This is a genomic window from Chryseobacterium sp. Mn2064 (assembly GCF_049319685.1).
Taxonomy (GTDB): Bacteria; Bacteroidota; Bacteroidia; order Flavobacteriales; family Weeksellaceae; genus Chryseobacterium.
The window spans coordinates 1-21,927 of sequence record NZ_JBMOUE010000004.1; the positions used below are offsets into that span (position 1 = coordinate 1).

25 protein-coding genes are annotated in these 21,927 nt (G+C 36.8%); 10 read left to right on the forward strand and 15 right to left on the reverse strand.

The window, feature by feature from the left end:
- Positions 1 to 333 (reverse strand): GNAT family N-acetyltransferase (locus ACL9RH_RS15150; protein ID WP_422694204.1); only part of this gene is annotated, 333 nt, incomplete at its 3' end.
- Positions 334 to 458: 125 nt separating this feature from the next.
- Between ACL9RH_RS15150 and mutS the strand changes: the two genes are divergently transcribed.
- Positions 459 to 3,050, forward strand: coding sequence for a DNA mismatch repair protein MutS (mutS, locus tag ACL9RH_RS15155; protein WP_422694205.1), 2,592 nt, complete (start codon positions 459 to 461; stop codon positions 3,048 to 3,050).
- 25 nt (positions 3,051 to 3,075) lie between these two features.
- Here mutS and ACL9RH_RS15160 read toward each other — a convergent pair whose 3' ends face one another.
- From ACL9RH_RS15160 to ACL9RH_RS15170, 3 genes are all read right to left on the reverse strand, one after another.
- Complete coding sequence (locus ACL9RH_RS15160) at positions 3,076 to 3,237, reverse strand: hypothetical protein (protein ID WP_422694206.1); 162 nt, start codon at positions 3,235 to 3,237, stop codon at positions 3,076 to 3,078.
- Between the two features lie 40 nt (positions 3,238 to 3,277).
- On the reverse strand, positions 3,278 to 3,436 hold the full coding sequence (locus ACL9RH_RS15165; RefSeq protein WP_422694207.1) for a hypothetical protein: 159 nt from the start codon (positions 3,434 to 3,436) through the stop codon (positions 3,278 to 3,280).
- Between the two features lie 116 nt (positions 3,437 to 3,552).
- Positions 3,553 to 4,392, reverse strand: coding sequence for a hypothetical protein (locus tag ACL9RH_RS15170; RefSeq protein ID WP_422694208.1), 840 nt, complete (start codon positions 4,390 to 4,392; stop codon positions 3,553 to 3,555).
- Between the two features lie 166 nt (positions 4,393 to 4,558).
- Here ACL9RH_RS15170 and ACL9RH_RS15175 point away from each other — a divergent pair, with 166 nt between their 5' ends.
- The 3 genes from ACL9RH_RS15175 to ACL9RH_RS15185 all read left to right on the forward strand — a co-directional run bounded on the left by ACL9RH_RS15175 (position 4,559) and on the right by ACL9RH_RS15185 (position 6,190).
- Entirely contained in the window at positions 4,559 to 5,044 is a 486-nt protein-coding gene (locus tag ACL9RH_RS15175; protein WP_422694209.1) for a TlpA family protein disulfide reductase, read from the forward strand.
- A gap of 15 nt (positions 5,045 to 5,059) precedes the next feature.
- Positions 5,060 to 5,716 carry a thioredoxin family protein gene (locus ACL9RH_RS15180; RefSeq protein WP_422694210.1) on the forward strand — a complete coding sequence of 219 codons (657 nt, stop codon included), beginning with the start codon at positions 5,060 to 5,062 and terminating at the stop codon, positions 5,714 to 5,716.
- A 72-nt stretch (positions 5,717 to 5,788) separates the two neighbouring features.
- Positions 5,789 to 6,190 (forward strand): DUF2809 domain-containing protein, encoded by a 402-nt coding sequence (locus tag ACL9RH_RS15185; RefSeq protein ID WP_422694211.1) that lies wholly within the window; start codon positions 5,789 to 5,791, stop codon positions 6,188 to 6,190.
- 30 nt (positions 6,191 to 6,220) lie between these two features.
- Here ACL9RH_RS15185 and ACL9RH_RS15190 read toward each other — a convergent pair whose 3' ends face one another.
- The 4 genes from ACL9RH_RS15190 to ACL9RH_RS15205 are packed head-to-tail and all read right to left on the reverse strand — an operon-like array spanning position 6,221 to position 9,423.
- The gene (locus ACL9RH_RS15190) at positions 6,221 to 7,141 is read right to left on the reverse strand and encodes a YARHG domain-containing protein (RefSeq protein ID WP_422694212.1); all 921 of its coding nucleotides are present in this window, start codon (positions 7,139 to 7,141) and stop codon (positions 6,221 to 6,223) included.
- Entirely contained in the window at positions 7,138 to 7,776 is a 639-nt protein-coding gene (locus ACL9RH_RS15195) for a DUF2306 domain-containing protein (RefSeq protein ID WP_422694213.1), read from the reverse strand. Before ACL9RH_RS15195 ends, ACL9RH_RS15190 begins: the two co-directional genes overlap by 4 nt.
- A gap of 6 nt (positions 7,777 to 7,782) precedes the next feature.
- The gene (locus tag ACL9RH_RS15200) at positions 7,783 to 8,193 is read right to left on the reverse strand and encodes an energy transducer TonB (protein WP_422694215.1); all 411 of its coding nucleotides are present in this window, start codon (positions 8,191 to 8,193) and stop codon (positions 7,783 to 7,785) included.
- Between the two features lie 27 nt (positions 8,194 to 8,220).
- Positions 8,221 to 9,423, reverse strand: coding sequence for an NAD(P)/FAD-dependent oxidoreductase (locus tag ACL9RH_RS15205; protein WP_422694216.1), 1,203 nt, complete (start codon positions 9,421 to 9,423; stop codon positions 8,221 to 8,223).
- 114 nt (positions 9,424 to 9,537) lie between these two features.
- Here ACL9RH_RS15205 and ACL9RH_RS15210 point away from each other — a divergent pair, with 114 nt between their 5' ends.
- The 5 genes from ACL9RH_RS15210 (at position 9,538) to ACL9RH_RS15230 (ending at position 14,499) form a co-directional block, all read left to right on the forward strand.
- Positions 9,538 to 10,032 carry an acyl-CoA thioesterase gene (locus tag ACL9RH_RS15210; RefSeq protein ID WP_422694217.1) on the forward strand — a complete coding sequence of 165 codons (495 nt, stop codon included), beginning with the start codon at positions 9,538 to 9,540 and terminating at the stop codon, positions 10,030 to 10,032.
- Between the two features lie 89 nt (positions 10,033 to 10,121).
- The gene (gene thiL, locus ACL9RH_RS15215; RefSeq protein WP_422694218.1) at positions 10,122 to 11,183 is read left to right on the forward strand and encodes a thiamine-phosphate kinase; all 1,062 of its coding nucleotides are present in this window, start codon (positions 10,122 to 10,124) and stop codon (positions 11,181 to 11,183) included.
- 98 nt (positions 11,184 to 11,281) lie between these two features.
- On the forward strand, positions 11,282 to 12,100 hold the full coding sequence (locus ACL9RH_RS15220; RefSeq protein WP_422694219.1) for a helix-turn-helix domain-containing protein: 819 nt from the start codon (positions 11,282 to 11,284) through the stop codon (positions 12,098 to 12,100).
- A 169-nt stretch (positions 12,101 to 12,269) separates the two neighbouring features.
- Complete coding sequence (locus ACL9RH_RS15225) at positions 12,270 to 13,466, forward strand: multidrug effflux MFS transporter (protein ID WP_422694220.1); 1,197 nt, start codon at positions 12,270 to 12,272, stop codon at positions 13,464 to 13,466.
- A gap of 124 nt (positions 13,467 to 13,590) precedes the next feature.
- Positions 13,591 to 14,499 (forward strand): DUF6268 family outer membrane beta-barrel protein, encoded by a 909-nt coding sequence (locus tag ACL9RH_RS15230; protein WP_422694221.1) that lies wholly within the window; start codon positions 13,591 to 13,593, stop codon positions 14,497 to 14,499.
- A 44-nt stretch (positions 14,500 to 14,543) separates the two neighbouring features.
- Here the strand turns inward: ACL9RH_RS15230 and ACL9RH_RS15235 are convergent, their stop codons facing one another.
- The 7 genes from ACL9RH_RS15235 to pepT all read right to left on the reverse strand — a co-directional run bounded on the left by ACL9RH_RS15235 (position 14,544) and on the right by pepT (position 20,867).
- Entirely contained in the window at positions 14,544 to 15,275 is a 732-nt protein-coding gene (locus tag ACL9RH_RS15235; protein ID WP_422694222.1) for a LytR/AlgR family response regulator transcription factor, read from the reverse strand.
- The gene (locus ACL9RH_RS15240) at positions 15,268 to 16,326 is read right to left on the reverse strand and encodes a sensor histidine kinase (RefSeq protein ID WP_422694223.1); all 1,059 of its coding nucleotides are present in this window, start codon (positions 16,324 to 16,326) and stop codon (positions 15,268 to 15,270) included. Before ACL9RH_RS15240 ends, ACL9RH_RS15235 begins: the two co-directional genes overlap by 8 nt.
- Positions 16,327 to 16,406: 80 nt before the next feature.
- Positions 16,407 to 17,003: a porin family protein gene (locus tag ACL9RH_RS15245; RefSeq protein WP_422694224.1), complete on the reverse strand. Its 597-nt coding sequence runs from the start codon at positions 17,001 to 17,003 to the stop codon at positions 16,407 to 16,409.
- 151 nt (positions 17,004 to 17,154) lie between these two features.
- Positions 17,155 to 17,388, reverse strand: a complete 234-nt coding sequence (locus ACL9RH_RS15250; RefSeq protein WP_422694225.1) for a hypothetical protein — start codon at positions 17,386 to 17,388, stop codon at positions 17,155 to 17,157.
- A 165-nt stretch (positions 17,389 to 17,553) separates the two neighbouring features.
- Positions 17,554 to 18,861 carry a hypothetical protein gene (locus ACL9RH_RS15255; protein WP_422694226.1) on the reverse strand — a complete coding sequence of 436 codons (1,308 nt, stop codon included), beginning with the start codon at positions 18,859 to 18,861 and terminating at the stop codon, positions 17,554 to 17,556.
- Between the two features lie 188 nt (positions 18,862 to 19,049).
- The gene (locus ACL9RH_RS15260) at positions 19,050 to 19,616 is read right to left on the reverse strand and encodes an energy transducer TonB (RefSeq protein WP_422694227.1); all 567 of its coding nucleotides are present in this window, start codon (positions 19,614 to 19,616) and stop codon (positions 19,050 to 19,052) included.
- Between the two features lie 3 nt (positions 19,617 to 19,619).
- Positions 19,620 to 20,867 (reverse strand): peptidase T, encoded by a 1,248-nt coding sequence (gene pepT / locus ACL9RH_RS15265; RefSeq protein WP_422694228.1) that lies wholly within the window; start codon positions 20,865 to 20,867, stop codon positions 19,620 to 19,622.
- A 189-nt stretch (positions 20,868 to 21,056) separates the two neighbouring features.
- Between pepT and ACL9RH_RS15270 the strand changes: the two genes are divergently transcribed.
- Complete coding sequence (locus ACL9RH_RS15270) at positions 21,057 to 21,905, forward strand: hydroxymethylglutaryl-CoA lyase (RefSeq protein WP_422694229.1); 849 nt, start codon at positions 21,057 to 21,059, stop codon at positions 21,903 to 21,905.
- The last annotated feature ends 22 nt before the right edge of the window (positions 21,906 to 21,927 follow it).

Sequence of the window (21,927 nt, forward strand, 5' to 3'; positions counted from 1 at the left end):
TTCCTTCATGTAAGATTGGCGCCAGAATTTAGGATTGAGTTCGTAACCAATTTCAGCCCGGAAATGCTCACGATACCAGTTGTGATAACCACAGGTTCCGATTACTTTATTGTCTGATTTCAGCTCCAGAGCCCATCTAAAACCTTTTCCTTTTTCAAACTCACCATTAAAGTGCTTGATAATACGCTGTGAATCTTCCAGTGTCTTGAATGTATCCAGATCATAGTATTCCATGACGTCATCCAGGGAAAAATATTCAAAAAGATCATGAGTATCATTAAAGGTAAGTTGTCGTAAAATAAGCCTTTCGGTCTCTAAAACAGGAAATTCCATAATAAGATGTGATTTTATGGTGAAAATACAACTTATTAATGATAAGAAAAAGTGTAGAATATTAACCGGAAAACAATACTCCCACCGTGAATTTATTTTTTTAAATTTGGGGCTCATTTTTTACTATGGCAAAATCGAAGAAAGAAACCCCGTTAATGACACAGTACAATACCATCAAAGGTAAATACCCTGATGCGCTTTTACTTTTCAGAGTAGGGGACTTTTATGAAACTTTTGGGCAGGATGCGGTGAGAACATCCCAAATTCTGGGCATTGTGCTTACCAAAAGAAATAACGGAGAAGGAAGTGTAGAGCTTGCCGGATTCCCGCATCATTCCATTGATTCTTATCTTCCGAAATTGGTAAGAGCGGGGATGAGAGTCGCAATCTGTGATCAGCTGGAAGACCCGAAAATGGTAAAAGGAATTGTAAAAAGAGGTGTTACCGAGTTGGTAACGCCGGGAGTAACATTCAATGACCAGGTTTTAAATTCTAAAAAGAATAATTTTCTTCTATCTCTACACAAGGAAAAAGAAAAATATGGAATTGCTCTGGTAGATATCTCTACGGGAGAATTTTTAGTAAGTGAAGGGAACCTGGAAAAACTGTTACATATTGTCAATACCTTTGATCCCAGCGAAATCATTTTTCAGAGAAGCGCACAGATTCCGGAACAGTTTAAAAATAAAAATGCTTTTAAACTTGAAGACTGGGCTTTTCAATATAATTTTGCCTATGAAAAATTAACGAATCACTTTAAAACCAATTCTTTAAAGGGGTTTGGTGTAGAGAATTCTCCATTAGCTATTACCGCCGCAGGAGCTATTTTTGCGTATTTGGTGGAAGATACTCATCACAATCTGCTTTCCCATATTACAAAACTTCAGATCATTCCACAGGAAGATTATCTGATGATGGATAATTTTACCTTGAGAAATCTTGAAATCGTTTATCCAAGTAACCCTCAAGGAAAATCTTTACTGGATATTATCGACAAAACTTCCACTCCAATGGGCGGAAGATTGTTGAGAAGAAGAATTATTCTTCCTCTGAAATCAGTGGATGAGATCATGAGAAGGCTTTCCCTGATCGATTTTTTAAACGAAAATGATCCTCTGAAATACGAGATTTGCCAGCTTTTGAAATCAATCTCCGATCTTGACCGATTGATGGGTAAACTGGCCGCAGAGAAAATCTCACCTAAAGAACTGGGATATCTGCGTCAAAGTTTAATTAATATCCATAAAATCAAAGCATTATTGCATCCTCATGCTGATGTGTTAGCTTGGCTGGAACCCTTATTTGATTTGGAAGAGCTGATCAAATTTCTGCAGAATCATCTGAATGAAGAACTTCCGGTAAGCATAGCGAAAGGAAACATCATCAAAGAAGGTGTTTCGGAAGAGCTTGACAGGCTGCGAAATCTACAAAGCAAAGGCCGTGGTTTTTTGGACGAAATGTGCCAGAGAGAAATTGAAAGAACCGGAATTACAAGCCTTAAAATAGATTTCAATAACGTTTTCGGATATTATATTGAAGTAAGAAATACTCATAAAGACAAAGTTCCGGATGATTGGGTCAGAAAACAAACCCTTGTAAATGCTGAAAGATATATCACAGAAGAATTAAAGGAATACGAAAACCAAATTTTGGGTGCTGAAGAGAAAATCGGCGTTCTGGAAACTTCTCTGTACAGAAATGTGTGTGCAGAAACAATGGTTTATATTGATCAGATCCAGGGGAATTCCAACATTATTGCTCAACTTGATGTAGCAGCCGGTTTATCTGAGCTCGCGGTTTCGGAAAGCTATACAAAACCTATTCTGAATGACGGCTATGCCATTGATCTGAAAGAAGCAAGACACCCGATTATAGAAAATGCTCTTCCATTAGGAGAAAAATACATTCCAAATGATATCTTTTTAGATAAAGATTCACAACAGATCATCATGGTGACAGGTCCTAACATGGCCGGTAAATCTGCTATTCTCCGTCAGACTGCTATTGTATGTCTCTTGGCTCAGATTGGAAGTTTTGTTCCTGCAAAACATGCTGAAATAGGAATGTTGGATAAGATTTTTACAAGAGTAGGAGCGACGGATAATATTTCAGCGGGAGAATCTACTTTCATGGTGGAAATGAACGAAGCTGCCAATATTCTGAACAATATTTCGGAGCGAAGCCTTATTTTATTGGATGAAATAGGACGTGGAACTTCCACATATGACGGGGTTTCCATTGCGTGGGCAATTGCAGAATATCTGCACCAGCATCCTACTCAGGCTAAAACGCTGTTTGCCACTCATTATCATGAACTGAATGAAATGACCGTTAACTTCGAACGAGTGAAGAATTTTCATGTCTCTATTCAGGAGAATAAAGGGAATATTATCTTCCTTAGAAAGTTGGTTCCGGGAGGAAGTGAACACAGTTTTGGTATTCATGTTGCAAAACTGGCGGGAATGCCTGCAAAAGTAGTAAACAGAGCCAATGAAATCCTGAAAACACTTGAAGCGAGTAGAACACAGGGAAGCGGAGGCACTTCAGAAAGTATTAAAAGGGTAACCGAAGAAAATATGCAGCTTTCTTTCTTTCAGTTAGATGACCCGGTTTTGGAGAATATCCGCGAAGAACTTACAAAAATAGATATCAATACACTTACACCTATTGAAGCTTTAATGAAGCTGAACGCCATAAAAAAAATGATTGGAGGGTAATCCAATCATTTTTTATAAACAGTTCTTAGCAGCAAGCTCCATCCTGGATACCCTGAACACCGAACATCTCCTCTCCAGTGCGAGGATCGAAACAGCTTACTACCAATGGGCAGAAAGGTCTTGCTCCACTGATTTCTTTCATTGCTTTTTTGCTAAGCTTTCTTTTTTGTAGGGTTGTCTTTTTCATAGTAGTATAATTTGAGATTTTGTTTTAATATAAAAAATGACTAGCAGCAGTATCCATCAGGGCCAACATGCCCTCTGAACAAATCATCTGATCCGGGAACCATACAGAATCCTCTTACACATATAGGAGCATTCCCTCCATTGATTTTTTTTAGTTCAGATTTGCTTAATTTTCTTTTTGTAATGTTTAAATTTTTCATAGTGATTTTAGTTTGAATGTACTCAAATATACAAAATCATTTAATTAATTCTAAACATTGTGAAAAATAAAATGTGAATTGGAAAATAAAAAAGAGAGCTCTAGGCTCTCTGTGTGTTATAAATGGTTGTACTCGTAGGTCGTGAATGCGCTATTGGTAACATTCGTTCCTGCCTTGTTATAGTATGTTCTTGAATTTCTTGTAGGATAATCACTTTTGTTGTACTCGTACACAGACTTGAAGATTCCCCATTCTGCATTTCCAGTACCGTTGTTGTATTCCAATATATTGCTGTAGCTTACGATATTGTGGCTAGATCCATTTTCATCTTCCGAATCAATGATTTTTAAGAACCCTGTTATATTTTTAAAAGGCATGTTCTTCGTATCGTAATCTATAGGTTTTAGGATGCCGGTTGCTGCATAGAATCCTCCTGTATTTTTAGGAACTGCTGCTGTTTCTGTCCAGCTGCTTAAAGATCCGTCTGCATTTAAAACCGCAGTTTTAGAACCCGTTTTTGAGGCAGAAGCACCTGTTTTGTTGGTGACATAGGTTATCTTTACATTATTACCACTAAGATAGGTATAATCTGTTTCTACACTGGAAGAACCTCCTGCTACAAGATAGGTTTCAACGTATACTTTTTTACTCAGTCTGCTGTTGGCATCATAAGTATAATTGGTCTTATAGAGTGTTGATGCACCTGAAGTGATCTGTTGGGTAATTAAATTCCCGGAATAAATAAAGGTGGTAGTTTCTCCAGTTGTGGTATTATTTATTTGAGAAATTTTTGAGCCTTTGTACATATAGGTTGATACCTCTCCATCCGCTACCATTTTAGTAACGAGAACCGGAGCATTAGGATCGGTGTCGGTGTTCGATGATTCGTTATCATCATTACTGCTTGAGCAGGATACCAAAAAGAATATTGGCAGAAGCAAATATATTTTTTTCATGGTTTTATTCTTAAACGAGTGTAAAAATATCAAAAAAAATGATTTGTATTGGAAAATAAAAGAATTCTGTAATAAATATTTGAAAAAAATGACTTGTTTATATTTTTTTGAAGAGATAATTTTGTTTTACAGGGATTTGATTTCCATTAATTTATTAAATTTGAATATGAAGAACTTAATACAAATAGCGGCATTATTCATATTCTGTACGATTTTCAAAGCTCAGCAGACTCAGCTTTCTGTGATGAAATATGAAGAACTTGAAAAGCGTATCCAACAGGAAAAAGATAAGCTTCTTGTTGTTAATTTCTGGTCAACGACTTGTGGGCCTTGCGTAAAGGAAATGCCACATTTCATGGACGTTAACAATAAACAGATCGCTAACCCAAAGTTTAAAATGCTTCTGGTGTCTCTAGACAGGCTTGCAGATAAAGAAAGAGTCCTAAAATTCATTAAAAATAAAAATCTTACCGCAGAAGTTGTTCTGCTGGACGATATCAAAAGAATGAATACCTGGATTCCAAGATTTGAAAAAGACTGGGACGGAAATATTCCGGTAACACTTTTTTATAAGAACGGGGAGAAAATACATTTCAACGACGGAGAAATGAGTAAAGAAGACCTTGAAAATACAATAACCCAAAATTTATAACAAATAATCTATAATATGAAAAAACTGAAAATTGTAATGACTGCGTTTATTGTTGGAACGGCTCTTCTGAGTTTCACAACAACAGCGCATGATCGAAATACTCCCAAAAATGAAAATATTTCTTCTACAAAAGGGTATGAAGTAGGAGATGAAGCTTCAGATTTTAAGCTTAAAAACATTGACGGAAAAATGGTCTCTCTGAGCGATTTTAAAAGTGCAAAAGGATTTATTGTAATATTTACCTGTAATCATTGTCCGTATGCAAAGAAATACGAAGACCGTATTATTGAGCTCGACAAAAAATATAAAAGCCAGGGATATCCTGTTATTGCCATCAATCCAAACGATCCAAATGTACAGCCTGAAGATGGCTATAAACAGATGATCGACAGAGCTAAGCAGAAAGGGTTCACTTTTCCCTATCTGGTAGATGAAGGGCAGAAGATCTATCCTCAATATGGTGCCACGAAAACACCCCATGTTTTTGTACTGCAAAAAGAAAACGGAAAGAATATCGTAAAGTATATTGGTGCCATCGACAATAATTATGATAACCCGAACGACGTTTCAGAATACTACGCTCAGGATGCCGTAAATGCATTGATAAAGGGTGAGTCAGTAAAAATGACAAAAACGGTAGCTATCGGATGTACAATCAAAGTGAAGAAATAATATATTTGCTTACTTAAAATAATTAAAATCGGTGTTCTCTGAATGCCGATTTTTTATGACTTAAAAAATACGATGGAAATACAATTAAAATTCAGTCTTAAATATCTTCTTATTACCCTACTTATTTTTCTTGTAGAAGTTTTGATTGCTACGATATGGAAAGATATTTTCTTTGTAAGAGCCTATCTGGGAGACGTTATTGTAGTAATGCTTCTTTATACGTTTGTAAAGAGCTTTTTCAGAGTGAATAATGAAAAACTGATTCTGGGAATTTTAATCTTTTCCTTTCTTGTAGAATTTGCACAGTATTTCAATATTGCAGAAAAACTAGGCTTCCGAGCTGGAAGCCTGATGTATATTATTATTGGGAATTCTTTCTCATGGATCGATAATCTCTGCTATGCGGTAGGCTGCCTGATCCTCTATCTTTTTGTAAGAATCATGAAAAAAGAAGTCTCAACCTCTAATTCCTGATCCTGTAATCTAATCACAAGAATCTTCTACCTACCTTCCAAAGCTGTCATACTTATCTTCCGCATATTTGGTAAAGCGGCTCAGTAAAGCGACATTCTCTTTTTCCATGGGAGAAAGATCGTTATCTACATTATTGGAAACGGGAATATACCAATCTGTCTGTTCAAAGAAATTTCTATAGGTTTCTTTTTTGAAAGAATAGCCATGTCTTGCAAATACAGAATTTTTGATGATCTCAAGATCCAGTTTTCTTAAATTTTTAAGATCTTTTTCCGTCAGTTTCTGTTTGGATGCATTCAGCTTGAATATGGCATCCGAGGCAATACGGTTTTTAGAAGTTTTATAGCTTTCTGTTTTTCCGGTTTGCTCGTCGGTATATTTTTCTGTGAACTCTTTAGGATTCGACCAGTCTACAAGATCAGAATCTTTATCCAACATGAAGTTGGGGTTGTATACAAACTCTTTTTTCGTCAGTTTAAGTGTTTTTGAAGGCGCTTTTACCGATGCTTTGTTGAAGGCATTCCATTTTCCGGTTAAGCTGTCTCCTTTCAGTTTTACCTCAAATCTTCCGTCTGTTTTATCATTTCCAGGTTCATCAAGTACAAAAGAGGCCGTAGCTTCATTGAAAACACCTCTGAATGGTCTCTGATTGCCATTGACAATACTTTGCCCATACACGCTGTCTTTGGTCATTCTGTTGATCTTTAAAGAGATCTTTTTATAATTATCAACATCATATTCAGAACCGTCTGTTGGGTCAACGACTTTTTCCAGGCCTATAAACTCACCCGTATAAATCCCATAATATTCTTTGTGAACCTCCGGAATAACAACAGAGTCCTTTTTAGCCGTCAGGGAATCTTTCCCAGATTCATTTGTTTTTCCCTCTTTCTTGCAGCTCATCAGAGAAACTGTCAGTAAAGAGATCAATGTGTAATTTACAATTTTCATATCTGTTTTTTTGTGATTAAATATTCAATAATAAGGATATTGGGAATCCAGCCCAACCATGCAATGATCTGATAAATATCCATTGGATTAGGATGAAATAAATATACGATAATAACCTTCCACATTCTCAGGGTAATAGCGGATAATGTAAAAGCAAAGCTCCGCCACATCCATTGTTGATGCGCTTTAAATTTTTTCTGCCTTGCCAGCTGATAGGCTTTAAAGGTTGAAAACCACCACAGAACGCCCAAAATAACAAAGGAAATCTTCGAGAGAATTCCTCCGTTGGCAAATATTCCCATATAAATTCCTGATGGAGCCGCTACAATAAGAATGAGAAAAATATAAAGTTTACCTACATTGCGGTGAAACTTTTTGAAGCCAAAATCTTTCCGAAGCATCGCAAGAAACCCGAAAAGAAGGACAAAAATACTGGTATAAACATGAGTATAGAAAAATATGAGATACTCCGGTCTTTCTACCACTTCTGTCTGTTTGATCATCAAAAAACTGACTTCAGGATCAAAAGGAATATATTCTAATGTGATTTTGAGCATCAACCAAAAGAAATACCCAAACCCTATGATGAGAAGGATTTTAAAAAAGGTATATATATTTCTTTTGGCATAAAGCATTGTTTGCTAATCAAAGTTGATAGTAAGCGGAAAAGTATAATAGCTGCGTACAATCGTGCCATTGGATTCTGCTGGCTTCCATTGGGCTTTCAATGATTTTATAGCTCTTTCTGTTTCTTTATTGAAATCGACATTATCTCCCGTTACAACGATGTTTTCAATTTTGCCTTTGACATTAACTATAAACTTTGCTCTTGCGGTGATTATACCTACTCCTTTTATTCTTTTCGTTCTTATTTTGTCAGCAATATCTTTTCGAAGTACCATCATGCCTCCGGGATATTCAGAGGGTATGTTGCTTACGATATGCTGCTGATCTTTCGGATGTTCCTCTAAAGGTTGTGCTTTAGCGTCCTCTGTCTGAGCGAAGGTAAGTCCGAATCCAAAGCCTATAATGAATACTAATGTTTTTTTCATGGTTTAGTTTTATTACAAGTTATGTTTTTATAAGCTATTAAGATCCTGTGCAATCAGCCATCCCTCACTCCAACAAGCCTGAAAATTGAAACCGCCCGTTACCGCATCTATATTGAGAACTTCTCCGGCAATATAGAAATTGGGAAGTAGTTTGGAAGACATGTTTTTAAAGTTAATTTCCTTTAAATCAACTCCTCCGGCTGTTACGAATTCATCTTTAAATGTTGATTTGCCCGTAACCTGAAACTTTTTCTTACAGAGGTTTTCCAGAATTTTCTGCATCTCTTTCCCAGAAATATTAGCAACCTGTTTGTTGAGGTCTACTTTTGAGACATCTAAAATCTTTTGCCAGAATCTATTGGTAATATCAAAGATTTTGGATTGTCCGATGGTCTTTTTAGGATTATTCTGTTTGAAATTATGGAAAATTTCTTCTGCCTCATCCATTTCTATAGATACGAAATTAACTTCTATTTCAAAATTATATTTAAGCTTTGCCAGACTGATGGCTTCCCATGCGGAGATTTTTAGAACAGCAGGCCCGGAGAGCCCCCAGTGGGTAATCAGTAAAGGTCCGCTTTCTTCGGTTTTCAGCTTTGGAATTGAAATTCCGGCATTTTCGAAACTTGTTCCCGGAAGGTCTTTCAACAAATCATCTTTAATATTAAAAGTGAAAAGAGAAGGAACAAGATCTACAATTTTATGACCCAGATTTTCAACAATTTTTAATGATTTTGGCGAACTTCCTGTTGCATATACGATATAATCTGCTTCAATATCCTCTGAATTGGTTTTTACAATATATTTTTCACCGTGTTTTTCAATTTCTTTAACCACAGATTTTGTCTTTACCAAGACATTTTTCTTTTGGGTTTCGGTTAAAAAAGTATTAATAATGGTTTGGGAAGAATTGCTTTCAGGAAAAGTCCTGTTATCATTTTCTATTTTTAAAGGAACATTTCGCTGGTCGAACCATTCCATTGTATCACCTGGCTGAAATTTGGTGAAAACACTTAAGAGTTCTTTGTTTCCGCGCGGGTAAAACTGTACCAGCTCGCGAGGATCAAAGCAGGCATGGGTGACATTACAACGTCCTCCTCCTGAGATTTTTACTTTTTGAAGGACATCTGAGTTCTGTTCTAAAATGGTAATCTTATATTTCTTTTCGTCAAGGTTCGATGCGCAGAAAAAGCCTGCAGCACCGCCTCCGATAATGATGATCTGTTTCATGTGTAGGTAATCTTATGCTGAAGATTATTTTTTCAAAAGTACAATTTTTATAAACCATCTTATTTGAGTATTTTTGAAGATTATAATTTTATTGAGACAAAAAACGATTTTCACATGATTTTCTACCATAAATTTGAAGTGCGTTGGAGCGATCTTGATGCCAATAAGCATTTAGCCAACTCATCCTATGTACAATATTGTGCACAAGCCAGAATGGCTTTTATGACCAAAGAGAAAATGGGAGTTACCCAGCTGAGCAGATGGGGAATTGGCCCAGTGATCCTGCACGAAAGATATTCTTTCTTTAAAGAAATCTATGCAGATCAAACCGTGATCGTAAGTGTTGAAATAGACGGATGCTCAGAAGATTCTTCTATCTACCGTTTCTTACACAAATTCTATACACCGGACGGATTGCACTGTGCTACCGCTGAGGCTACAGGAGTTTGGATTGATATGATGCTTAGAAAAATGACCACACCACCGGATGATGTTGTGGAAGCGATGAATAAATATAAGAGCCCGGAAACCGTGGTATTGTCAAAAGAAGATTTCAAAAAACTTCCTTTCCATCCACACAATATTGATCCGGCAGAAATAAATATATAAATGATGAATGATGATTCGTCAACGATACACAATGAAAAGTAGTATCCTTGATTTATCATTTATCAATGATCACTTATAAATAACAATGTATGTTTGAAGATAAATCACAGGAGCTCACGCCCATTTCGAAACTAGGAGAATTTGGTCTCATTAAACATCTGACAGAACATTTTCCTCTGTCTAATGAATCTTCAGTACTTGGAGTAGGAGATGATGCGGCAGTGATTAACCCTGAAAATAAAAAAGTAGTTCTTACAACAGACGTTCTGGCAGAAGGAGTACACTTTAACCTGGGGTATGTTCCATTGAAACACCTTGGATATAAGGCTGTAGTAGTTAATCTTAGCGATATTGCTGCGATGAATGCTACGCCTACACAGATTTTAGTTTCCCTTGCAGTATCCAATCGTTTTCCTGTAGAAGCTTTGGAAGAAATCTATTCCGGAATTCAGGCAGCATGTACAAGATACAAAGTGGATCTGATTGGGGGAGATACAACAAGTTCCAACTCCGGGCTGGTCATGAGTATTACAGCAGTAGGAATTGAAAACGAAGATAATATCGTAAAAAGAAGCGGGGCAAAACCTAATGATCTTCTTGTAGTAACAGGAGACTTAGGAGGAGCATATATGGGACTGCAGATTCTGGAAAGAGAACATGCGGTTTACCTTGCAGATCCGAATATGCAGCCGGAAATGGAAGGATATGATTATATCCTTGAAAGACAATTAAAACCTGAGGCAAGAACAGATATTAAAACTATTTTAGAAGAATTAGACATCAAACCTACTTCGATGATCGATATTTCGGACGGCTTAGCTTCTGAAATCCTTCACCTTTCCGATCAGTCTAATGTTGGGTTCAGACTGTATGAAGAAAAAATACCACTGGATAGCCTTACCATTTCTACTGCCGATGAAATGAACTTAAACCCTGTTATGACTGCTTTAAGCGGTGGTGAGGATTACGAACTATTGTTCACAATTTCATCCAATGATTTTGATAAAATTAAAAACCATCCTGATTTTACCATTATAGGACATGCTGTTGAAAAAGAAGACGGAAACTTTATGGTAGCCAGAGGTTCAAACCAATTGGTGGCTCTTACGGCACAAGGTTGGGATGCCTTTTTGGGCAATCAGAATGGATAAATTATATTTAATTTTGAATATTGTAGAAAACCGCAGCACTTTTTTTGCTGTGGTTTTTGTTATTAGGCAATTAGATTGTTGAACTTCATACCCTACAGATGAGCTTATCTGAGAAAAAAATACCTGTCCATAATCTGGTCTCTGAGGAATTCCAGGTCAATACTTTGGAAAACGGCCATCCTGAAAATTTTGAGGATGTACATCGGCACAATTTTTTCGAAATTATCTGGTTCAAGGAAGTTCATAAGGACAGTCAGCTTGAACTGGATTTTGAGAGCTATACCATTCAAAACAATCAGATCTGCATTATTGTTCCGGGGCAAGTCTTTAATATGAAACTACGCGATGAAAAAGGATATGTACTGGCCATAAGCAAAGAAATTTTCAAAGAAGCGTGCGATACCGAAGTCATTTTGGCAAATGGAGCAAAACCTTTCTTTTTAGATGAAGAGAGTAGCGAGACCGGGAATCTGCTTATTTCAATGATCAAGCGCGAATACTTAGGAGGTGGAAGGGTTGAAATTTTAAAAGCTTACCTGAGAGCCTTTTGTCTTATCATCACAGATCAGATTCAGGTGCAGAATACCTCCGAAGATGACAAACCAAGAATTCAACAGTTAGTTTCATTGATAGAAGAACATTACGTTACCCAAAAAAATACAGATTTCTATGCCGAACAGATCAAAATAAGTGCTCATCATCTGAATGATATTGTCAGACTTTCCAGGGGAATAACCGTGAAAAAAATGATTGCCCAAAGAACCCTTCTGGAAGCGAAAAGAGAGCTTAGTTTTGGAGCTTTAACAGTAAAAGAAATTGCTTTTAAGCTAGGTTTCAGTGATGCTTCTTACTTTTCCAGGTTTTTTAAAAAGCATACCGGACAGAATCCAGATGGATTTAATTCAGGAAAAGGTTAATCCTCAGAATGTTCCGTTATTTTTTACCCTGAATAAATAATTTTGGTCTAAATGGATTAGCCAATCCTCAGTTTGTGCTATCCTTCCTTCAGTTCTTTTATTGAAAAATGATGCTTTTTACAGCAATTTTGCAGCTGGAAAAATCGCCTATGAAGGCTTATCATTATTTATGAAGAAGAATTTGAATATTGTAGTGTTTATTCTTGCACTACTCAACACATTAGAGTCGCTGAGTATAGATCTTTACCTTCCTGCTTTCCCAAGTATGGCTAAAATTTTTAATACAGATATCGGGCATATACAGGTGTCCATTTCTGTTTTCTTTGCTGGATTTGCTTTCGGACAACTTTTATGGGGCCCACTATCGGACAAGAAAGGTCGTAAACCAATGTTATATTGCGGATTATTGCTATTTATTGTGGGTGCAACGGCAATTTATTTTACCTCAGATATTTATGTTTTATGGGCAATGCGTTTTCTGCAGGCGTTCGGAGGAAGTGCCGGAATTGTGATCGGAAGAGCGATCATTATTGATCTCTATGATAAACATAAAGCGGTCACTATCTTTTCCCAGCAGTCGCAGATCAGTGGTATTGCTCCTATTGTTGCTCCGCTATTAGGAAGTGTATTTCTTAAATTCTGGGGCTGGAACAGTTCTTTCGCCTTTTTATGTATTATGGGGCTGATTACTTTTTTTATGGTGTATAAATATGTGCCGGAAACCAATGCCAGAATTACTCTTTCGGATGATGAGGTGTTGAATGAAAAAGGATTGAAAGACCAACTGAAAATGATCATTTCCAATAAAGATTTTATCAACAGTACCATGGTTGGAAGTATTGCGTTTGCCTCTCTGATTATTTACATTTCAAATGCTCCGTTTTTATTCATGGAGATTCATGGGTTCTCAAGCAGTACATTTAGTTTTATCTTTGCTTTCAACTCATTGGCCTTGATAACAGCTGCTTATATTACTCCAAAACTGATTAAAAGAATAAGCAATTCAACACTTTTATTTACCGCTACCATTGTGTTGCTGGTTGTATGTACACTTCATATCCTGATTGCGGCTGAAAATCTTTCGGTTGCACTGGAAATTGCGATGCTTTATCTGTCGTTACTGTCGATTGGTATTTTGTTTCCTATTACATCGGCTCATGCTTTATCTCCATTTAAAGAAGGAAGAGGAACTGCAGCAGCATTACTGGGATTCATGCAGCTGATGGTTACCTTTTTAATCTCAGGGTTAATAGGATTCTTAGAAGCAGACTCTATCATTCCAATGGTGGTAACACGTTCGGTAATGGCATTGATCGCTGTAGGGTTCGGATATCGTATTTTTAAGACTCAGAAACCGATAGTTTAACTATTTGATTTTGCCGGAAAGTTAAATCCTATTATTTGATCATGTTGTCATACCATCCGGGCACTTAATCAAGTAATTTTTGTGAAAAATTGTCAAAAGGCTCTCTTTGCATAAAATTTAAAATATGAAAAGAAGTCTTTTCACAGCTTTCTGCTGTTTATTGCCTTTAGGAACCTTGCTTAAAGCTCAAACCGGAATTTCAGCGGAACTTAAAACTGAATATATTCCTTTTTCAAACTACATCCGCCCGGAGGACAGTCTGAAAACAAATTCTAAAAGTGATTTTAAAAGAATAGGCCTGAATCTGAGTATTCCATTATCGGTAAAAAAAGATGAAAATGGCAGAGTAAAAGCCTGGTCTATGCTTGTGGGAGGATCTTATGCAAAGATGACCCATAAAAATTACGAAACCTCTTTATTTCCAGATCAGATGCTGAATGCACAAGTGGGAATACAGCATATGAGACCTCTGGGAAAAAAGTGGAGCATGATGATGACAGCATCCGTAGGAGTGTACACCGATATGGAAAAAGTGAACTTTGATGATGTGTTGGGACAGGGAGGAGTTCTGTTTATCAGACATTTTAATCCGAATCTCGCATTAGGAGGAGGGCCTGTACTTACCACAGCATTCGGTGTACCTATGGTGTTGCCATGGATTTATTTTGACTGGAAAACCAACGGAAAAATTAAATTCAATATCAATTTTCCGGAAGGGATGGAAGCTGGTTATTTATTCTCCGATAAATTTGCATTAAAAGCGGTAGTTAACCTCAACGGAATGACTGTGGAAAGAAATAAAGACGGGAAATCGATCTTAATGGGTTACCAGCAAATCACTGCCGGGATCAGGCCCGAACTGAAGCTCAATGATAAGCTTACGCTACGTTTTACGGGAGGAACCGCCTTATTGAGAAGTTTCAGTGAAAATGACAGGAAAATCAAAAGTATTTTCAGAGACAAAAAAATAGCCGATCCAAGGTTTTCAAGTACATTTTATGCTGCAGTATCCTTACGCTGGAACCTGCCATAGAATAACTATAAAAAGGGAAGGTGTTTATTCTTCCCTTTTAATTTCTATTTGCTGATAAGTTTTTTATAAACCACCTGGTTCAGCAGTTCTTCTTTTCTTGTACGTGAAATAGGAAGCTCGGTTTTATTAATGAATAAACGACCTCCGGAAATCATATCAATGTGGGTGATATTGATGAGGTAAGACTTATGAATCCTGAAAAAATGATCAGAAGGAAGAGACTCCTCAATTGCTTTCATAGTCTGATGAATAATCAGGGATTTATCTTTAAAATGAAGCCTGGTGTAGTTCTGCATACTTTCAATATATAAAATATCTACCCAGGATACTTTGATGAAACTGTCAGACTGCCTTACATAGAGAAACGGATCATCTAGCGTTGTGTTCTTCTTTAGTTTTTCATTGGCAATAAACTGTTGCTGAGCTTTATTAACAGCCTGATAAAAACGGTTGAAAGCAATAGGTTTCAAAAGATAATCTACCACCTGCAGACGAAATCCTTCTAAAGCATACTCAGAATGGGCTGTAGTAAAAATACATAATGGGGGATTTTCAAGCTGTTCCAAAAAATCAATACCATTAAGATAAGGCATATTGATATCAAGGAAAAGAAGGTCAATATCACTTTCTTTTACCTTGGTATTGGCTTCCAGTGCTGTTGCAAAGGTACCTTCTACAGACAGGAAATCAATCTGTGCTGCCATTTCTTTAAGGTGGAATCTGGCCAAAGGTTCGTCATCGATAATCAGACATTTCATTTTGGGGATATTACTCATGTTCTTCAGACAGTTTTAGCGTTAAAGTTACTTTATAAATCAGATGATCAGTTTCAATGGTAAGATCATGAGCATCAGGATATTGTAATTTTAAACGTTTTTTTACATTTTGGAGGCCGATTCCGCCTGTTCCGTCTTTCTTTTTTTGAAGGGGAATATCGGAATATGAATTTTCAACATACAGGAAAAGAGTATGATGTTCTTCTTTACAGATAATTTTCACATAACCGGTCTGGCCGGGAAGCCGACACACATATTTGAATGCATTTTCAATAAAAGGAACCAGAAGGAGAGGAGCAATATAAGCTGTTTTACTCTGAAACTCCATGGTGGAATTTACATTCAGCTCGTTTCCCCAACGTAATTTTTCCACTTCAATCAGATTTTTAAGATAGTCGATTTCTTTGTCAAGCGATACCAGATTTTGATTACAATGATACAATTGATACCTGAGAATATCCGAAAACTTCATCAGCAGAAAGTCTGCAAGTTCCGTATTGGTCTTCATAAGAATATGAATGTGATTCAGAATATTAAATACAACGTGAGGGTTGATCTGATCCTGCAAAAGTTTAAGCTGGTTTTCCAGATGAGCCTGTTGGAGAAGGATATGATCACGTTCAATTCTTCCGTGTTCTTTGTAGAATTTTATTCCACAGGAGACGCCATTAATAAGAAATGAAGCTGGTAAAGACATATAAAAACCCTGCCATAAAAAAGGAAGCTGATCGTGCAGATTCTCTGGAAGTCTGTTTTTGGGAGCGAGTTCAACATAGGTGAAAATAATGGAAAAGAGTAAACTCAGCAGGATGATAACCAAGGTTGCATGAAGAAGAAACCGTTTCATCCTTTTCTCCCTTAAAGCTTTGGGAAGAAGTTTATTGGTCAAAAAGTGAGTGAATAAAAAAGAGCAGGCGGTAACGATAACCGCTTGAACCATTGCCAGATAAACCTCTGTTGTGGTCTGGAAATTACACCACAGAACGATCGCAAAAACAAACCAGAATATAATGGTAAACAGGTATTCTTTCTGTACAAAAGATTTTATCATAAAGATTTACAATGATTTGATAAAAAAAATTAGAAACTGTAGGAATAACAGTTTCTAACACGTAAAGATAATTGAAGTTTTTAGAATAGAAAATAACCTATTCCAAGACTGAAACCATGAGGTTTGGATTTGAAATCTTTACTGATATTTGAAAGCCCGGTTTCATACCGGAGATCAACCGTGAAGTTTTTATAATCCATCCCAAGACCTCCTGTAATCCCAATGTTGGATTTGTCAAAGTTTTTAAAACCATCCTGAAAATTTTGAGAAGCAGATAAACTGTTGTTGAAAGCATAGCTGTACACTCCACCGGCAAATACTCTTAGATTCATGTCATCATTTTTTATGATTTTATATCCTACTACTACAGGAATATCAATGGCATTCCATGTCAGCTTTGCAGAACCTCCTTCTTTTACATCGTAAGAGGCTTTTCTTTTGTTGAATAACGCTTCGCCTTGTACATACAGGCTTCCGACATCGAACCTTGTCACGATTCCTGCCTGATATCCGAAACCGTATTTTCCTTCCAAGGAAGAAGACTCCGTTGACGTTTTGGTAAAATTGGCCCCTCCTTTTACCCCAATATGAAAAGCTGTCTTTTGTTGAGCATGAGTATCCACAGAGCAAGTGATACACAATAAAAGAGCAGAGAATGCTAAAAATTGTTGTTTCATAATTTTATTATTGTTAGAAATTGGATGCAAAACAACAATTCTCAGGGCATGGGAGGAATTTTATTTGATGAACGGTAGAAAAGCTTTGACAAGAATCTGTTTTCGGATGAAAATAAAAATCGGAAGTATCACTACTTCCGATTTTTCATTATTAATAAGGTTGTTCTTCGCAGATAGAAGGAGGGTTACATCCGCCGCCGCCAGGATTACCACCGCCCCCTACAGCGATACATTGTCCGGGATTTCCGTCTTCATACATTTCGCACGCATACCCCCAGGCGCATTGGCAGTCGTCTTGGCAATTATAAGAGTTACCTCCCATATGGCATCCTCCGATTCCATTCCCTAAAATTTCAGATAATTCTTTTCTTAAAAGTTTTTTCATTGTTTTCATGATAATTTGGTGTTAAATGTTATTGTTTAAAATTGTACATTCTTGTAAATATAATAAAATTGACTTAAAGAACTGTCAATGAATTCCATGTGAATGGGTATTGTAAATAAAAGCCACTACAGGAGTGGCTTTCTTATGATTGATAAATAGTGGATCTTAGAAGCTGAAGTCCTTCTGATACAGCATATATTCTTTTTGGAAAAGAGGAATGGTTCCTTCATATCTTAAAGGAGCAATTCCAAAACCATAAAACATGTCTGCCTGAATCTTACCTTTTACAGAAAATATTCCTTTTCTTTCAGGAATAAAAGTGAGTCCTAAAGATGACAGGGCAGAGGCTCTTCCCCGCAACCCGGAATTGGCAATAGGAATAGAAATAAACATCAGTCCTACAGCTCCTTTAGCCTCTAAACCAGCTTCAGCAGATAAGTTACCTTCCACACCTGTGATGGCAGGATCTGATTTCTTCTGCAGATTAATATTGATTGATGGAGTTTTGCTTACTAAAAAGTTGGCATTTCCTTCAAGGTCCAAAAGCTGTCCCTGCACTTTTCCCGTTGCTTGCACTCCAAGAAATGGACCTGCAGAAATAGTAGGGCTTAAGATAAGTCCGGTAGGTCCTAAAACTACAGGTACAATAGGAATATTCAGATAGTCTGTAGTGCTTGCGGTGTAGCCAATACTTCCAACAATAGTTGCTGTGCTTTGAAGTTGGATATCATCCATGATGAAGTTGACGTAAAAATTGGATAATTGTCCCCACGAGAATGTAATGTTGTAATCAACTTTCGGAGTAAATCCACCTTTCACATTCACACTTGATGCTCCGGCCGAAGATAGAGGAAACGAAAAGGTTTTATCAAAATTAAAACGGTTGAAAGCTACTACCTTTTGTTGTTGCAGATTTTTTGCTTCAATAGAAAGGATTTTATTATTGATCTCCCGGGAAACCATCCCTTCTACAGGAACATAATTCACCATTTTTCCATTGATGCTCACAGGGGCTTTATCTGAAGGATCATACACACCACTTAATGTTCCGCTATAAATAAATTCTTCAAGCTTGGCACTCGAGGTCTGTACTGTGAACTGGTTGTTAGTTTTAGAAACAGAACTTACTTTTGAAAGGATGGTACTCACCTGATCTCCTTCTACTTTTGTACCCACAATAACAGTTCCTGCAGAAATACTGTCTGTTTGTGGTGTCGTTCGGCTAAATGTAATTTGCCCTTCATTATGAGCAGAAATGGCATTCACCGATTCGTCATTCAGAATAATAACATTTTTTTGTAAAGTCAGGCTCCCCAAAGTTTTCATTTGAACAGATTCTATGGGTTTTTCAACAGGAGTTTCCGCCGGGTCATCCTGAGAACAAGACGTTAAGAGAAACAAACAGAAAATAGAAAGAAGAAAAGAAAAATACAATTTTCTGTTGATTTTGAAGTCATTAGATTTCATTTTCATAAGCTGTGATTTTAAGTTTCTTTCTAATTTAGAAGAATTATTTAAAGCTTACAATAGAAATATATTAAATTACTGTCAATAACATAATGATTTTCAGTGAGATTTATATTTTATTCCTTTCTGATTATGATGAAATCTATACTTTATAAAGAAAGAAAAACCCGCTACAATAAGAGCGGGTTTTCATATTATTTTTTAAAAGTGAATACTAAGGGGAGAGAAACAGTAGATGACACGGGTTTTCCTTTGTCTTCTGCAGGTTTCCATTTTCCATTTTCTCTGATTCGGTAAAAAGCAGCTTCAATGAATGAGTTTACATCCTCGTTACTTCCTTTTACATTGGCATCAAGAGCATTTCCTTTAGAATCCACCACAAAAGTCATCGTCACTTTATAAGCATCGGAATAAAAACCTAAGAAATCCAGATTAATTGCTTCAGATAATTGCTTTTGGAAAGCGGATTTACCTTGATCATATTCTGCTTCTTTTGTCACTTTCGTTTTTACAGGCGGATCTTTGGCAATCACTTTTTTCTCTTCTTCGGAAACTTTATCAAGAGCTTCTTGATAGGTATTGATTTTATCCTCGGTAAGAAGCCACTCCAGCTTAGTTCTTAAATCATTAGGCTTAGGATATTTTTTATACAGAGCCGTTTTCTTTCTTTCGTATTTGGAATCTGCTCTCTGAAAATCAGAGATCTGTGCACTTCCTAAAACAAAAGATAAAATAAATGCTAATGCCAGGAGCTTTTTCATTTTTTAAGCTTTTACGATATTAATAATTACTTCAGTTGCTTTTTCCATACTTTCCAAAGCAACATATTCATAAGGACCGTGGAAGTTGATTCCACCAGCAAAGATATTAGGACAAGGAAGTCCCATGTAAGATAACTGCGCTCCGTCTGTTCCTCCTCTGATCGCTTTAATCTTAGGTTCAATACCTGCTTCTGTCATTGCTTTTGCAGCAAGATCTATGATGTGCATTTTACCTTCAAACTGCTGCTTCATATTTCTGTACTGTTCCTTTATTTCCACTTCAGCAGTTCCTTCTCCATGTTTTTGGTTGAATTCTGCTACTTTTTCCTGAAGGAATTTTTTTCTAGCCTCAAATTTATCAGCATCATGATCACGGATGATATATTGAAGTTTTGCTTCTGAAATATCAGCAGTGATGTCCATCAAATGATAGAATCCGTCAAAACCTTTTGTTGTTGCCGGTGTTTCATTGGCAGGAAGGGTTTGAGCAAATTCAGCAGCAAGTAGAGCCGCATTGATCATTTTTCCATATGCATATCCTGGGTGTACGCTCAATCCGTGGATTTTAACTACGGCTCCGGCAGCGTTGAAGTTCTCATATTCAAGTTCTCCAACTTCTCCACCATCCATTGTATACGCCCATTCTGCACCAAATTTTGCTACATCAAATTTGTGAGCTCCTCTTCCGATCTCTTCGTCAGGAGTAAATCCTACAGCAATTCTTCCGTGTTTGATTTCCGGATGTGCAATAAGGTATTCTGCAGCTGTTACAATTTCTGCGCAACCTGCTTTATCATCAGCACCAAGAAGAGTGGTTCCGTCAGTGGTAATAACAGTCTGGCCTACATATTTTTTTAAACTTTCAAATCTTGAAGGAGATAGAGTGAATCCTGTTGCTTCATTCAATAAAAGATCACTTCCGTCGTAGTTTTCCCAAACCTGAGGTTTTACATTCTCTCCACTGAAATCAGGTGAAGTATCATAGTGTGAAATGAACCCGATTGTAGGTCTGTCATCATTTTCAAGGTTAGAAGGAACATATCCCATAATATAACCGTGCTCGTCAATTGAAACATCTTCCAAACCGATTGCCTTCAGTTCTTCAGTGATGTAGTTGGCAATGTCCCACTGGCGGGCTGTAGAAGGAGTTGCCTCACTTTCAGCGTCGCTGGTAGAATATATTTTTACATAACTAAGAAAACGGTTCAGTAATTTTTCTTTCCACAATGGGTTGAATTCTATTGTACTCATCAGATTTATCATAAATTTTAACAAAGTTAGCAAATTTGATGCTCAGAATACGTTATTTGCGACCGAATATCAATTATTGAAATTATAAATCAGATATAAAACTTTGAAAATCAAAATAGTGTTAGATTTGTATGTACAGTATACGAAGTAGTTTAGTTTTATTATATTTGAGAAAATCAAAAAGTAAAAATGTTTCTTACAGAATGTCCTAGAGATGCCATGCAGGGATGGGGAGAGTTTATCCCTACCGATAAAAAAATAGATTATATCAACTCCTTAATGGATGTTGGGTTTGATGTATTGGATTGCCTGAGTTTCGTTTCTCCAAAAGCAATTCCGCAAATGGCTGACTCTGATGAGGTAGCAGAAAATATAGATAAATCCCGTTCCAATACAAAAGTTTCTGCCATTATCGGAAATTACAGAGGGGCGGAAAAAGCATTGAAACATCAATCGGTGGATATTCTGGGCTTTCCTTTTTCTATTTCTGAAACTTTCCAACACAGAAATACCAACAAAAGTCAGGAAGAAGCTTTTGATGAAGTTATCAAAATGCTAGAACTTGTAAAAAGTGAAGGAAAGCAGCTCAATATTTACTTTTCGATGGCCTTTGGGAATCCGTACGGTGAAATGTGGAAATGGGAGGATGTAGACCAATGGGCACAAAAGTTTTCAGATATTGGTGTGACGGATATTTTACTGTCGGATACAACTGGTGTGGCAACTCCTGAAACCATTGCTCTTTTGTTTGATAAAATACCTTCGAAATATCCGGAAATTAACTTCGGAGGACATTTTCATAACCGTTATGAAGATTCCTATTCAAAATTGAAAGCGGCTTATGACAAAGGTTGCAGAAGATTCGACAGTGCTATCAAAGGAATCGGAGGATGCCCGATGGCGAAAGATGATCTTGTAGGAAATATGCCTACAGAGCAGGTTATCAACTTTATGAGTGTTGAAAAAGCGGACCATAAGCTGAACCTTCTGAATTTCGAAAGTTCTTATAACAAGGCGAAGGATATTTTTCATTTTTAAGATAATTATAGATCTCATCAAC

Coding starts and splice junctions, on each gene's coding strand:
- mutS (WP_422694205.1), top strand. CDS start 459: ATGGCAAAATCGAAGAAAGAAACCCCGTTAATGACACAGTACAATACC.
- ACL9RH_RS15160 (WP_422694206.1), bottom strand. CDS start 3,237: ATGAAAAAGACAACCCTACAAAAAAGAAAGCTTAGCAAAAAAGCAATG.
- ACL9RH_RS15165 (WP_422694207.1), bottom strand. CDS start 3,436: ATGAAAAATTTAAACATTACAAAAAGAAAATTAAGCAAATCTGAACTA.
- ACL9RH_RS15170 (WP_422694208.1), bottom strand. CDS start 4,392: ATGAAAAAAATATATTTGCTTCTGCCAATATTCTTTTTGGTATCCTGC.
- ACL9RH_RS15175 (WP_422694209.1), top strand. CDS start 4,559: ATGAAGAACTTAATACAAATAGCGGCATTATTCATATTCTGTACGATT.
- ACL9RH_RS15180 (WP_422694210.1), top strand. CDS start 5,060: ATGAAAAAACTGAAAATTGTAATGACTGCGTTTATTGTTGGAACGGCT.
- ACL9RH_RS15185 (WP_422694211.1), top strand. CDS start 5,789: ATGGAAATACAATTAAAATTCAGTCTTAAATATCTTCTTATTACCCTA.
- ACL9RH_RS15190 (WP_422694212.1), bottom strand. CDS start 7,141: ATGAAAATTGTAAATTACACATTGATCTCTTTACTGACAGTTTCTCTG.
- ACL9RH_RS15195 (WP_422694213.1), bottom strand. CDS start 7,776: ATGCTTTATGCCAAAAGAAATATATATACCTTTTTTAAAATCCTTCTC.
- ACL9RH_RS15200 (WP_422694215.1), bottom strand. CDS start 8,193: ATGAAAAAAACATTAGTATTCATTATAGGCTTTGGATTCGGACTTACC.
- ACL9RH_RS15205 (WP_422694216.1), bottom strand. CDS start 9,423: ATGAAACAGATCATCATTATCGGAGGCGGTGCTGCAGGCTTTTTCTGC.
- ACL9RH_RS15210 (WP_422694217.1), top strand. CDS start 9,538: ATGATTTTCTACCATAAATTTGAAGTGCGTTGGAGCGATCTTGATGCC.
- thiL (WP_422694218.1), top strand. CDS start 10,122: ATGTTTGAAGATAAATCACAGGAGCTCACGCCCATTTCGAAACTAGGA.
- ACL9RH_RS15220 (WP_422694219.1), top strand. CDS start 11,282: ATGAGCTTATCTGAGAAAAAAATACCTGTCCATAATCTGGTCTCTGAG.
- ACL9RH_RS15225 (WP_422694220.1), top strand. CDS start 12,270: ATGAAGAAGAATTTGAATATTGTAGTGTTTATTCTTGCACTACTCAAC.
- ACL9RH_RS15230 (WP_422694221.1), top strand. CDS start 13,591: ATGAAAAGAAGTCTTTTCACAGCTTTCTGCTGTTTATTGCCTTTAGGA.
- ACL9RH_RS15235 (WP_422694222.1), bottom strand. CDS start 15,275: ATGAGTAATATCCCCAAAATGAAATGTCTGATTATCGATGACGAACCT.
- ACL9RH_RS15240 (WP_422694223.1), bottom strand. CDS start 16,326: ATGATAAAATCTTTTGTACAGAAAGAATACCTGTTTACCATTATATTC.
- ACL9RH_RS15245 (WP_422694224.1), bottom strand. CDS start 17,003: ATGAAACAACAATTTTTAGCATTCTCTGCTCTTTTATTGTGTATCACT.
- ACL9RH_RS15250 (WP_422694225.1), bottom strand. CDS start 17,388: ATGAAAAAACTTTTAAGAAAAGAATTATCTGAAATTTTAGGGAATGGA.
- ACL9RH_RS15255 (WP_422694226.1), bottom strand. CDS start 18,861: ATGAAAATGAAATCTAATGACTTCAAAATCAACAGAAAATTGTATTTT.
- ACL9RH_RS15260 (WP_422694227.1), bottom strand. CDS start 19,616: ATGAAAAAGCTCCTGGCATTAGCATTTATTTTATCTTTTGTTTTAGGA.
- pepT (WP_422694228.1), bottom strand. CDS start 20,867: ATGAGTACAATAGAATTCAACCCATTGTGGAAAGAAAAATTACTGAAC.
- ACL9RH_RS15270 (WP_422694229.1), top strand. CDS start 21,057: ATGTTTCTTACAGAATGTCCTAGAGATGCCATGCAGGGATGGGGAGAG.